The 12,406-nt window shown below is 71.0% G+C and carries 11 protein-coding genes; 7 read left to right on the forward strand and 4 right to left on the reverse strand.

Annotated features, from left to right (window positions below):
* Window positions 1-129: 129 nt before the first annotated feature.
* Window positions 130-2,265, reverse strand: coding sequence for an MMPL family transporter (locus tag IEX47_RS08510; protein WP_188783571.1), 2,136 nt, complete (start codon window positions 2,263-2,265; stop codon window positions 130-132).
* A gap of 153 nt (window positions 2,266-2,418) precedes the next feature.
* The gene (locus IEX47_RS08515) at window positions 2,419-2,595 is read right to left on the reverse strand and encodes a YegP family protein (RefSeq protein WP_188783572.1); all 177 of its coding nucleotides are present in this window, start codon (window positions 2,593-2,595) and stop codon (window positions 2,419-2,421) included.
* Between the two features lie 180 nt (window positions 2,596-2,775).
* Here IEX47_RS08515 and IEX47_RS08520 point away from each other — a divergent pair, with 180 nt between their 5' ends.
* From IEX47_RS08520 to IEX47_RS08535, 4 genes are all read left to right on the forward strand, one after another.
* On the forward strand, window positions 2,776-3,531 hold the full coding sequence (locus IEX47_RS08520; RefSeq protein WP_188783573.1) for an SDR family oxidoreductase: 756 nt from the start codon (window positions 2,776-2,778) through the stop codon (window positions 3,529-3,531).
* Between the two features lie 44 nt (window positions 3,532-3,575).
* On the forward strand, window positions 3,576-3,815 hold the full coding sequence (locus IEX47_RS08525) for a hypothetical protein (protein ID WP_188783574.1): 240 nt from the start codon (window positions 3,576-3,578) through the stop codon (window positions 3,813-3,815).
* 76 nt (window positions 3,816-3,891) lie between these two features.
* A complete protein-coding gene (locus IEX47_RS08530; protein ID WP_229662740.1) occupies window positions 3,892-5,814 on the forward strand; it encodes a DEAD/DEAH box helicase in 1,923 nt (640 codons plus the stop codon).
* Between the two features lie 212 nt (window positions 5,815-6,026).
* Window positions 6,027-6,431 (forward strand): DoxX family protein, encoded by a 405-nt coding sequence (locus IEX47_RS08535; RefSeq protein ID WP_188783575.1) that lies wholly within the window; start codon window positions 6,027-6,029, stop codon window positions 6,429-6,431.
* 118 nt (window positions 6,432-6,549) lie between these two features.
* On the opposite strand, the gene IEX47_RS08540 is transcribed toward IEX47_RS08535, so the two are convergent.
* The gene (locus tag IEX47_RS08540; RefSeq protein WP_188783576.1) at window positions 6,550-8,250 is read right to left on the reverse strand and encodes an FAD-binding dehydrogenase; all 1,701 of its coding nucleotides are present in this window, start codon (window positions 8,248-8,250) and stop codon (window positions 6,550-6,552) included.
* Window positions 8,251-8,254: 4 nt separating this feature from the next.
* Window positions 8,255-9,073: an alpha/beta fold hydrolase gene (locus tag IEX47_RS08545; RefSeq protein ID WP_188783577.1), complete on the reverse strand. Its 819-nt coding sequence runs from the start codon at window positions 9,071-9,073 to the stop codon at window positions 8,255-8,257.
* Between the two features lie 242 nt (window positions 9,074-9,315).
* Here IEX47_RS08545 and IEX47_RS18105 point away from each other — a divergent pair, with 242 nt between their 5' ends.
* The 3 genes from IEX47_RS18105 (at window position 9,316) to IEX47_RS08555 (ending at window position 12,358) form a co-directional block, all read left to right on the forward strand.
* Window positions 9,316-9,444, forward strand: coding sequence for a hypothetical protein (locus IEX47_RS18105; protein ID WP_268238963.1), 129 nt, complete (start codon window positions 9,316-9,318; stop codon window positions 9,442-9,444).
* A gap of 189 nt (window positions 9,445-9,633) precedes the next feature.
* Complete coding sequence (locus IEX47_RS08550; protein WP_188783578.1) at window positions 9,634-10,899, forward strand: MFS transporter; 1,266 nt, start codon at window positions 9,634-9,636, stop codon at window positions 10,897-10,899.
* Window positions 10,900-10,963: 64 nt separating this feature from the next.
* Complete coding sequence (locus IEX47_RS08555) at window positions 10,964-12,358, forward strand: NAD-dependent succinate-semialdehyde dehydrogenase (protein WP_188783579.1); 1,395 nt, start codon at window positions 10,964-10,966, stop codon at window positions 12,356-12,358.
* Window positions 12,359-12,406 lie beyond the last annotated feature (48 nt).

A 12,406-nucleotide genomic window follows, 5' to 3' on the forward strand; every position in this document is an offset into this window, starting at 1 on the left:
CGCAGGTTCTGAAAAAAGTTTTGAGGAGTTTTCGCGCGGCCCCTCGCTCCTCAGCCCGGCCGCCTTCGGCGGCGGGACCTCGTCGCTCGCCACACGTCGACGAGCAAGCTCGCGACGCGGGCTCGCTCCTCAGCCCTCGCGGATCCCGAAGCGGTCGTGGAGGCGCCGGAGGGGGCCCGGCGCCCACCAGTTCGCCTCGCCCAGGAGCCGCATCAGCGACGGCACGAGGAGCGCCCGGACGATCGTGGCGTCGATGAGCACCGCGAGCGCCATGCCGACCGAGATCTGCTTCATGAAGAAGACCGGGCTCACCGCGAAGGCCGCGAAGACGACCGCGATCATCACGGCGGCGGCACTGATGATGCGGCCGGTCCGGGCCATGCCCTGGGCGACGGCCTCGGTGTTGTCGAGCCCGCTGTCGCGCAGCTCCTTGATCCGCGCCATGACCAGGACGGCGTAGTCGGTCGCCAGGGCGAAGGTCACCACGAAGAGGAAGACCATCGACGTGACCTCGACGGAGTACGGCCCCGGGTAGTCGATCAGGCTGCTGCCGACCTTCTTCTCGAAGACGATCACGAGGATGCCGAGCGTGGTGCTCAGCGTCAGCGCGTTCATCAGCAGCGTCTTGAACGGCAGCAGCACCGAGCCGGTGAGCAGGAAGAGCAGCAGCAGCGTCAGCAGCACGATCACCGCGATCACCAGCGGTGCATTGCTGGCGAGCGAGTCCTTCTGGTCGATGAACCGCGCGGTGTTGCCGGTGACCAGCAGCTCCTGGCCGTGGGCCACGTCGAGGGCGCGGATCTTCGTCAGCGACGCCTGTGCCCCGTCGTCCAGGGCCGGTACGTCGAACGAGGCCGTCGCGTAGGCCAGCCCGTTCGTCGTACGGGCGAAGGGGGTGACGGAGACGACGTGGTCGACGTCCGCGATCTCCCGGCGCAGGGTGCCGAGCTCGGCGTCGGAGGCACCGCCGGTGACGGTGAGGGAGATGCCCTCGGTGACGGCGCGCGGGTAGTGCGCGTCGAGGTACTTGATCACGCCGTAGGACTGCTGGCCCGGCGGGACCGCCTGGGCGCTCGGGCCCGTCAGGTGCGTGCCGAGCAGCGGGAAGGCGACCGCGAGCAGGATCGTCGTGGTCGAGACCGCGACGAGGACCGGGCGCTTCATCACGCCGTGGGCGAGCCGGAGCCAGCCGGTGGAGGCGTCGGAGACGGCGGGGCCGCGGCGGATCGACCACTTGTTGATGTGCGGGCCGAGCCACGCGAGCAGCGCCGGGACGACGAGGACCGCCATCGTCGCGGAGAGGATGCCGACCAGGCCGCCGGCGACCCCGATCGAGTAGAGGAAGCGCTGCGGCATCAGCGTCAGCGCGGCCATCGCGCCGGCCACGGTGAGGCCGGAGAAGACCGCCGTGCGGCCGGCCGAGGCGACGGTGTTGCGCAGGGCCAGCTCGGTGTAGCCGTGGCGGGCGACCTCCTCGCGGTGGCGCGAGATCAGCAGCAGCGCGTAGTCGACCGCGAGGCCGAGCGAGAGGGCCGTTGCGATGTTGAGCGCGAAGAGCGAGGTGCCGGTGAACGTCGCCAGGATCCGCAGGCCGAGGAGCGTGCCGACGATCGCCAGGCCCCCCACGATCAGCGGGATGAACATCGCCACGACCGAGCGGAAGACGAGGAGCAGGAGGATGCCGAGGATCGGGAAAGCGATCAGCTCGGCGTTGTTGAGGTCCTTGCGGGTCTGGTCGTTGACCTCGTTGAACGCCGGCGCATAGCCGCCGTAGCCGACGTCGAGCGTCGTCGACGTGACCAGCGTGCGCACCGACTCGTCGGCGATGCCGCCCTTGTCCTCGATGTCGGGGTCGGTCAGGTGCGCCCCGAGCACGAGCGAGCGCCCGTCGGCGGCCACCAGGCCGGTCTTCGCGGGGTCGGGTGCCGCCAGCGGGTTGTCGACCTTGCCGACGTACGCGCCCTTGGCGAGCTGGGTGGCGAGCCGGTCGACCTCGGTGACGACCGCGGGGTCGTGGAGGTCGAGCCGGCCGCCGTCCTTCGCGCGCACCAGCACGACGAGACTGGGCTCGGCGGTGTACCCGAGGTCGTCGGCGAGCACCCGCCCCGCACGCTCGCTCTGCGAGGCGGGGTCGGCGAACCCGGCTGCCTCGAGGTGGTGCTCCACGTCGTGGCCGAAGAAGCCCGCGACGGCGGCGAAGAGGAGGACGGCCGCGAGTACGGCGCGGGGCCGGCGCCACGTGAGGGCGCTGATGCGATCGAGCATGGCGGGCAACGTAGTCCCTGCCCGGCCTGAGTGCGCCCGCCTTCGTGGAAGACGTCGACGAGCGCACCCGAGGCGCGTCAGACCAGCGGCTTCGCCGCAGTGTTCAATCGCCTCGGCCACGGACGAGCAAGCTCGCCGTGGCGCTCGGCTCGATCACACCTCTACGACCGCCGCGCCGTCGGCGGCGCGCTGGACGGCCTCGCAGCCCTTGATCGCTGCGGACTTGGTCTCGTAGTCCTCGCCGACCGCGACCACCTGGCCGTTGCTGGCCTTCAGGCGGAACCGGAACTTGCCGGCCTTGTCCTCGTAGACCTCGAACTTCCCTGCCATGCCATCACCTTCCGAAAGCGTCTCACTGCGAAAGATCGGAGCCTGCGCTCCGGCTGGGCGGTGCCCGGAGCGAGTCGACCACGCAGGGTCCGCGCAGGCAAGGGCTGGCGAGTGAAGGTTTCCTGAGCGCGCGGCCGGAGGGGCTGCCGCGGCACCGGAGCGACCGCCTACGCTCGCGCCATGACCACTGGGACCATCCTGATCACCGGCGCGAGCTCGGGCCTCGGCGCCGAGATGGCGCGGCAGTTCGCCGACCTCGGCTACGACCTGGCGATCACCGCCCGGCGTACGGACCGGCTCGACGAGCTCAAGGCCGAGATCACCGCGAAGCACCCGGACCGGCGCGTGCTCACGAAGGCGCTCGACGTCACCGACGACGACGCCGTCTTCCGTGTCTTCAAGGAGGTCGCGGCGGAGCTCGGCACGCTCGACCGGGTCATCATCAACGCCGGCCTCGGCAAGGGGGCGCCGCTCGGCAAGGGCCGCTACGACGCCAACAAGGCCACGGCGATGACCAACTTCGTCGCCGCGCTCGCCCAGACCGAGGCGGCGATGGAGATCTTCCGCGCGCAGAAGTCCGGCCACCTCGTGATGATCAGCTCCGTCTCCGCGATGCGCGGCATGCGCTCCGCCATCACGACGTACGCCGCGACGAAGGCCGGCGTCGCCGCGCTCGCCGAGGGCCTGATCAACGAGAACGTGAAGGCCAAGGGCATCGACGTCTCGATCATCTACCCGGGCTACATCCGCTCGGAGATGAACGACAAGGTCGAGCAGAAGGTCCGGTTCATGGTCGACACCGAGACCGGCGTCCGCTCGATCGTCGCCGCGATCGAGAAGCGCAAGGAGAAGGCGCTCGTCCCGTCGTGGCCGTGGGTCCCGCTCGGCTTCGCGCTGAAGAACGCCCCGATGTCGGTGGTCCGCAAGCTCTTCTGACGCACCGGGCGTGTGCCCCGCGCGGCTGCGGGTAACGCACCGTCATGAGCGAGCAGACGAACGACGCGACGAACGGCGCAGCCGACGGCGGGATCGGCCCCGACGACTGGACCGACGAGCCCACCGGCGACGGCGGCTCGACCGGTGCGGGGTCGACGGGCGGCGACCGGATGGCCGAGGAGGGCGAGACCGACGACGCTGCGGTGGTCAGCGGCGGTGGGGTCGTGGAGCGTGACGACGTGGACCCCGACGACGCTGCCGAGTCGGCCACGAGCCTCGACTGAGGAGGCCGTCCGGCGTGTCGGGACTCACCGCGATCGGGAATCGTCGTATAAGCCCCCGGCCCACTACCCTTGACCGGTGAGTGACCTTGTGAATGACGTTGATGCTGCCGTGACCGAGCCTGCCGAGGCGGTCGCCGAGACGGTGAAGTTCGCCGACCTCGGCCTTGACGAGCGGGTCCTCAAGGCGCTGAAGGACGTCGGCTACGAGACGCCGTCCGCCATCCAGGAGCAGACCATCCCGCCGCTGCTCGAGGGCCGCGACGTCATGGGCCTGGCGCAGACCGGCACCGGCAAGACCGCGGCGTTCGCGCTGCCGATCCTGTCGCAGCTCGACGTCTCCCAGAAGACTCCGCAGGCGCTCGTCCTGGCCCCGACCCGTGAGCTCGCGCTCCAGGTCTGCGAGGCGTTCGAGAAGTACGCCAGCGGCATCAAGGGCGTGCACGTCCTCCCCGTCTACGGCGGTCAGGGCTACGGCGTCCAGCTCTCCGCGCTGCGCCGCGGCGTCCACATCGTCGTCGGCACCCCCGGCCGGATCATGGACCACCTCGAGAAGGGCACGCTCGACCTCTCCGAGCTCCGCTTCCTGGTCCTCGACGAGGCCGACGAGATGCTCAACATGGGCTTCGCCGAGGACGTCGAGACGATCCTCAAGGACACTCCGTCCGACAAGCAGGTCGCGCTCTTCTCGGCCACCATGCCGAGCTCGATCCGTCGCATGTCGAAGCAGTACATGAACGACCCGATCGAGATCCAGGTCAAGAACAAGACCGCGACCGCCACCAACATCACGCAGCGCTACCTGATGGTCTCGTTCCCGCAGAAGGTCGACGCGCTCACGCGGATCTTCGAGGTCGAGAACTTCGAGGCGATGATCGTCTTCGTCCGCACCAAGCAGGCCACCGAGGAGGTCGCGGAGAAGCTCCGCGCCCGTGGTTTCTCGGCCGCCGCGATCAACGGTGACGTCGCCCAGGCCCAGCGTGAGCGCACGGTCAACCAGCTCAAGTCCGGCAAGCTCGACATCCTCGTCGCGACCGACGTCGCCGCCCGCGGCCTCGACGTCGACCGGATCACCCACGTCGTCAACTTCGACATCCCGACGGACCCCGAGTCCTACGTCCACCGCATCGGCCGCACCGGCCGCGCCGGCCGCAAGGGCGACTCGATCTCGTTCGTGACCCCGCGCGAGCGTGGCCTGCTGCGGATGATCGAGAAGCACACCAAGTCCCCGATGGCGCTGATGGACCTCCCGTCCGTCGATGACATCAACGCCACCCGCCTGGCCCGCTTCGACGAGGCGATCACCGAGGCGCTGCAGGGCGAGAAGATCGCGGAGTACCGCGACGTCATCGCGCACTACGTCAAGAACAACGACGTCCCGGAGGCCGACGTGGCCGCCGCGCTCGCCGTCGTCCTCCAGGGCGAGACGCCGCTGCTGCTCAACGAGCGCGACATGCCCAAGGTCAACACCGTCTCCGCCGACCGCCCCGACCGTGGCGACCGCCCGGACCGTGGCGCGCGCGGCGAGTTCGGCGCCAAGGACCGCGGCCCGCGCGAGAACCGCAGCGGCGTCCAGCTCGCGACGTACCGCATCAACGTGGGCAAGCGGCACAAGGTCGAGCCCCGCCAGATCGTCGGTGCGCTCGCCAACGAGGGCGGCCTGCGTCGCAGCGACTTCGGCAAGATCCAGATCCGCCCGGACTTCTCGCTCGTCGAGCTGCCCGCGGACATCAGCCAGGAGACCTACCGCCTGCTCGAGCAGACCCGGATCTCCGGCAAGCTCATCGAGCTCGCCCCCGACAAGGGCCCGGGCATCCGCAGCTCCGCTCCGAACCGCGGCTACGGCGACAAGTCGTCGTACGGCGACCGTGGCCCCCGCAAGTCCTACGGTGACCGCGACGACCGCGGCCCGCGCAAGGACTGGGGCGACAAGCCGCGCTCGAGCGACCGCAGCGGCGCCGAGTCGGCCTGGGCCGAGAAGAAGCCCCGTCACAAGAACTGACGCCCCTCAGCCAGATCGCCGAGACGTCGCGTGCGCGCAGGAACCCTGCGAGCGCGCGGCGTCTCTGCGCATTTGTGGTGCCGTCCCGGCATGTCCCGATGTGGCGCGCACGACAAGTAGATGACTTATCATCTAACTAGATGACGTGTCACCATTGAGTCATCGAGGCGGCCGCACGGCCGCCGGAAGAAACTCATCCGGAGGTACACCCCATGGACATCGTCCTGCTCGTCGGCCGCATCCTGTTCGTCGTTCTCTTCCTGCTCTCGGCGGTCGGCCACTTCGCCCAGACCGACTACATGGCCGGTTACGCGAAGTCGAAGGGCCTGCCGTTCGCGAAGCTCAACGTGCTCGCCTCCGGCGCCGTCTTCGCCGTCGCGGGCCTGGCGATCGCCTTCGGCGTGTACGGCGACCTGGCCGGCGTCGTCCTGGCGCTCGTGCTCGTCCCGACCGCGCTGATCTTCCACACGTTCTGGAAGGAGTCCGACGCGCAGGCCAAGGCGATGACCCAGATCATGTTCAACAAGGACCTCGCCCTCGCCGGCGGTGCGCTCGCGCTCGCCTTCGCCTTCTCGACCAACCCGGGCCTGACGCTGACCAACGGTCTCTTCGCCTGACCCACCCTGCGCCGAGGCGCAGATCCGGTGCCGTGAGAGGGCACATCTGGAGGGAATCCACTCCAGATGTGCCCTCTCGGCGCGCAACGTGTGCCGCCTCGGGGAGGCCTCGGTCAGCTCAGAGGTCGCGGGCGAGGGCCAGGCCGGCGGCCCGGCCGCTGAAGATGCAGCCGCCGAGGAAGGTGCCCTCGAGCGCGTTGTAGCCGTGGACGCCGCCGCCGCCGAAGCCGGCGACCTCGCCCGCGGCGTACAGGCCGGGGATGACGGAGCCGTCGGCGGCGATCGCGGCGGAGTCGAGGTTGGTCTCGATGCCGCCGAGGGTCTTGCGCGACAGGATGTTGCAGCGCACGGCGATCAGAGGACCGTGCTCGGGGTCGAGGATCTTGTGCGGCTTCGCGACCCGCATGAACTTGCCGGTGCGGTCGAGGCGTCCGTTGTGGATCGCCATGACCTGGGCGTCCTTCGTGAACGGGTTGTCGACCTGGCGGTCGCGCGCGACGACCTGCCGCTCGATCTCCTCGAACGAGAGCTTCGGCCCGCGGGCGATCTCGTTCATCCCGTCGACCAGTGCGGCGAGGTCGTCGGCGACCACGAAGTCCTCGCCGTACCTCTTGAACCGCTCGACGGGGCCGGTCGCGCCCTTGCCCAGGACACGGTCCCTGAGCATCAGCCGGACGTCCTTGTTGGTCCAGTCGGGGTTCTGCTCGGAGCCCGACAGGGCGAACTCCTTCTCGATGATCGTCTGGTCGAGGACGAACCACGAGTAGTCGTGGCCGGTCGCGAGGATCTGGGTCATCGAGCCGATCGAGTCGGCGCCGGGCACGCCGGACATGCCCTCGAGCCGCTTGCCGGTGGCGTCGAACCACATCGACGACGGGCCGGGCAGGATCCGGATCGCGTGGTCGGGCCAGATCGGGTCCCAGTTGTGGACGCCCTCGACGTAGGCCCACATCCGGTCCTTGTTGACCAGCGTCGCGCCGGCCGCCTCGCTGATCGCGAGCATGCGGCCGTCGACGTGGGCCGGGACTCCGGCGATCATGTGCTGCGGCGCAGGCCCGACGCGGTCCGTCGGCCAGTTGCGGCGCATGAGCTCGAAGTTGTGGCCGATGCCGCCGCTGCTCACGGCGACCGCCCGGGCACGCAGGTCGAACTCGCCGACCACCTCGCGCGAGGACTTCACCCCGCGCGGGCTGTCGTCGTCTGCCAGCACCGACCCGCGTACGCCGACCACCGCGCCGCCGTCGAGCACCAGGTCGTCGACCTGGTGGCGGAAGCCGAAGCGGACGAGGCCCGCCTCCTCGGCCGCGAGGACGGGCTCGAGGAAGATCCGCACGACCTCGGGGCCGGTGCCCCAGGTGATGTGGAAGCGGGGCACCGAGTTGCCGTGGCCCTCCGCCCGGCCGTCGCCGCGCTCGGCCCACCCGACGAAGGTGAGGCTCTTCAGCCCGAGCTCGTGGACGTAGTCGCGCTTGCCGCCCGCTGCCCAGCGCACGTAGGCCTCGGCCCACTGCCGCGGCCAGTGGTCCTCGCCGCGGTCGGGGCCTGCGGTGCCGTCACCGAGGCGGTCGAACTGCGCGCTGCCGTGCCAGTCCTGCAGGGCGAGCTCGAGGGAGTCGCTGATGCCCATCCGGCGCTGCTCGGGGCTGTCGACGAAGAAGAGCCCGCCGAGCGACCAGAAGGCCTGTCCGCCGAGGTTGTGGCGGTTCTCCTGGTCGAGGACCAGGACGCGCTTGCCGGCCTTCGCCAGCTCGTGGGTGGCGACGAGACCGGCGAGGCCGGCTCCGACGACGATGACCTCGGGCTCGAACGCGTCGCTCATGGGCTCAGGCTACGGCCGGACGCCCAGCCTCGACCTCGGCGATCGTCCCGCGGATCAGCTCGGCGATCGCCTCGGGGCAGTCCGTCATCGGGACATGGCCTGCGCCCTCGAGGGGCACGAAGCGCGCCTGCGGGACGAGGCGTCGCGCCCGCGCCATCTGGCCGTAGGGGAGGATCCGGTCCTTCGTGCCCCAGGCGATCGTGACGGGCGCCTTCGGCGTCCCGCGGAAGGGCCGGAAGACCGGGCGCAGGCAGCGGATCGCGGTCAGCTCGAAGCCGCGTGCCCGCTTCATCGCCAGCGCGTCGGCGTACGTCGCGGCGGCGTCGTGGCGATCGGGGTGGGCGTAGAGAGGCCAGCCGATGACGCGGCGCACGGCGGCGGAGCGGGTCGCCTGGCGCAGGGCCGGGGCCGGCAGGCAGAGCGCGCCGAGCCGCATCGCGACCAGGGGCAGGGCGGCGCCCGCGCCCTTCCAGTCGATGAACGCCGCGGGCGCAATGGCGACCGCCGACGAGACCGCCCCGCGGCGGGCGAGCTCGAGCGCGATCGCGCCGCCGAGCGAGTTGCCGGCCAGGTGGGGGCGCTCGACGCCCCACGCGGCGAAGGCGGCGACCAGGTGGTCGGCGAACGCCTCGACGTCGTGCCGGCTGCCGCGCGGGTGGCCCGGTGACTCGCCGAAGCCCGTGAGGTCCACGGCGATGACCTCGTGGTCGGTCGCGAGCCGCGCGACGACCGGGTCCCACGCCTGGCGGCGATGGCCGATGCCGTGCACGAGGACGACGGGTACGCCGGAACCCGAGCGGTCGTGGGCGAGCGAGGGGAACACGGTGGCCTCCTGACGTCGGAACACGGAAAGTCTGGCACTCCAGTAGCGATGAGCGCGACAGGGCGTCACGGAAAAGTGTCTCGCCGCCTGCCCCGCCGCCGAAGTGGAGGAGATGCGCGCTCTCGAGTGCGATTTTCCGGCCGTGGTGGGGGGGTGGCGCGAACCTCCTCCGCGAAGAGGTGCGATCTGCCCGTTCGTGTGGCACACTGGAAAGTGAACAAACGGTGAACAGGAGGTGGCCCATGACTGAAACGCTCGCAAACCGCGACCACATGGAGCTTGTGTGGAAGCGCGAGAAGGGTGTCGACGGCAAGAAGCGGCTCGTCGCCCACTGGGTGCGCGTGCGCCCCGCTCAGCCCCACGTTGCCTGAACCAGTTGACGCGGGCCCTTCCGCGACTTACATTCGTGATGCCCCTCTCGATTACCCCATGAGTCGAGAGGGGCTTCTTCATTTCCGTCGAGCCCCTCGGCGAAGCCGGTGTCTCCCTCGGGTGCCGCGTCCGTAACGGTCCGGTAAATGGCTCGCCCGGGCCACCTGTGCACTGCAACCATCGAGCCCATGGGCATGGCGTCGTACCGGAGGTTGCTGAGGATCCGCACCGTCCGGTCGGTCCTCGTGCTCGGCTTCATGATCCGGGTCCCCGTCTTCGCCTCGTTCATCGTGCTCACGCTGCACGTGGTCACCGGGCTTGACCGGAGCTACTCCGCCGCCGGCCTGCTGGAGACCGTCTTCACGGTCGCGATGGCCATCGCCGCGCCCTGGCGTGGCCGCGCACTCGACCGGATCGGCCTGCGCGCCACGATCGGGCCGATGCTCGTCGTCCTCGCGGTCGTCTGGTCGATCGCCCCCTTCGTGCCGTACGCCGCGCTGCTGGCGCTCGCGGTCGTCGGCGGGCTGGCCAACGTCCCGCACTACTCGGTGATGCGCCAGGCGCTGATCAGCGCCGTCCCGGAGGCCGACCGCAAGGCGGTCCTCTCGCTCGACGCGCTGGGCACCGAGCTCTCCTTCATGGTCGGGCCGGTCCTCGGGGTCTTCGCCGCGACCGAGCTGGAGACCAGCTGGGCGCTGCTCGGGACCCAGCTGATCGCGCTCGCCGGCGGTGTCGGTCTCTGGCTGGCCAACCCGCCGCTGGTGCGGGCGGGTGCCTCCGCCTCGGCGGGCGGCTCCGCGGCGACCGACGTGGCCTCCCCGACGGCGGCCGCGCCAGCGACCGCGGTGGTCGCCCCGGCGGGTCCGCTGTGGCGGAACCCGACCGTGCTGGCGGTCCTCTTCGCCGGCACCGCGACGACGATCGTGCTGACCGGCACCGACCTGGGCGTGGTCGCCGCGCTGCGGCACCTGGGCCAGCCCGAGTCGATCGGCTGGGTGCTGACGATCTGGGGCGCCGGCTCGGCGGTCGGCGCGCTGGTCTACGGCACCCTCCACCGCCACGTGCCGCTCAACGTCCTGCTCGCGCTCCTGGCGGCCACGACGATCCCGGTCGCGCTCGCGGACGACCGGCTCAGCCTGGTGCTCCTGCTCTTCGTCTGCGGCCTCTTCTGCGCCCCGACCCTGACCGCCTCGAGCGATGCGCTGAGCCGCGCCGTACCTGCGGGGTCGCTGGGTGAGGCGATGGGGTGGCAGGGCGTCGCGTTCACGATCGGTGGTGCGACCGGTGCGCCGCTCGCCGGCTTCCTGATCGACCACCAGGGCTGGCAGGGCGCGTTCGTCGCCGGCGGCGTGGTCGCCCTCGTCGCCGCGGGCATCGCGCTCGTGCTGGAGGCCGGCCGTGCCCGCGCGGGCGTCGACGCCGCGCCCGGCGAAGCCTCCTCGCGCGCCGCGTGAGGGTGCGCCCCCAGCGGGACCTCGTCTCCGCGCGGTCCTCCCCGGGCATGCCTAGTCTGGAGCCATGAGCGACTCTGCGACGTTCGACGTCCTCGACCCTGCTGACGGCTCCGTCCTGGCCTCGTTGCCGGACCTCGGCGTCGACGACGCCCGGGCCATGCTCGACACGGCGGCCGCCGGCCAGGCGGAGTGGGCGGCGACGCCACCCCGCGAGCGCGGCGAGATCCTGCGCCGCGCCTTCGAGCTGGTCACCGAGCGCGCCGACCACTTCGCCCGCACCATCTCCCTCGAGATGGGCAAGCCGCTGGCCGAGGCGAAGGGCGAGGTGGCGTACGGCGCGGAGTTCCTGCGCTGGTTCGCCGAGGAGGCCGTGCGCGTGAGCGGCACGTGGCTGACCGCCCCGGCCGGGGGCTCGCGGCTGCTGACGATGAAGAAGCCGGTCGGTCCGGTCCTGCTGATCACGCCGTGGAACTTCCCGCTCGCGATGGCGACCCGCAAGATCGGCCCGGCGGTGGCCGCCGGCTGCACGATGATCGTGAAGCCCGCGGAGTCCACGCCCCTGACCACGATCGAGTTCGCCAAGGTGATGGCCGAGGCCGGGCTGCCCGACGGCGTCCTCCAGGTGCTGACGACCACGCACGCCAAGGAGACGACGGCCGCGCTGATGGCCGACGCGCGACTCCGCAAGGTCTCCTTCACCGGCTCCACCGCGGTCGGCAAGGCGCTCGTCGCGCAGTCGGCCGACAACCTGCAGCGGGTCTCGATGGAGCTCGGCGGCAACGCCCCGTTCCTCGTCTTCGACGACGCCGACCTCGACAAGGCGGTCGACGGCGCGATGGTCGCCAAGATGCGCAACATGGGCGAGGCCTGCACCTCGGCCAACCGGTTCCTCGTCCAGGCCGGGGTCGCGGAGGAGTTCTCCCGCCGCCTCGCCGAGCGGATGGGCGCGCTGAAGGTCGGGCGCGGCCAGGACGACGGCGTCGACGTCGGCCCGCTGATCGACGCCAAGGCGGTCGCCGGCGTCCGGGAGCTCGTCGACGACGCGGTGGCCAGTGGTGCGCGCCGCGTCGTGGGTGGGGACCCGGACGGCAACTTCTTCCCGCCGACGGTGCTCGTCGACGTACCGGCGGACGCGCGGGTCAACCACGAGGAGATCTTCGGGCCGGTCGCGCCGGTGACGGTCTTCCCGAGCGGCGCCGACGGCGAGGCCGAGGCGATCCGGATGGCCAACGACACCGAGTACGGCCTGGCCTCCTACGTCTTCACCCGCGACGTGGGGCGGGTGCTGCGCGTGTCCGAGCGGCTCCAGTTCGGCATGGTCGGCGTCAACACCGGCCTGGTCTCCAACCCGGCTGCGCCGTTCGGTGGGGTGAAGTCCTCGGGCTTCGGTCGCGAGGGCGGCTTCACCGGCATCGAGGAGTACCTCGACACGACGTACGTCGGCATCGCGGCCGACTGAGTCGCGCCAGGAACGCGCGAGCGACTGAGGCGCCGGTCCGGCACCGCG

Origin of the sequence: Nocardioides phosphati (assembly GCF_014646375.1) — a bacterium.
GTDB classification, from domain to species: Bacteria; Actinomycetota; Actinomycetes; order Propionibacteriales; family Nocardioidaceae; genus Nocardioides; species Nocardioides phosphati.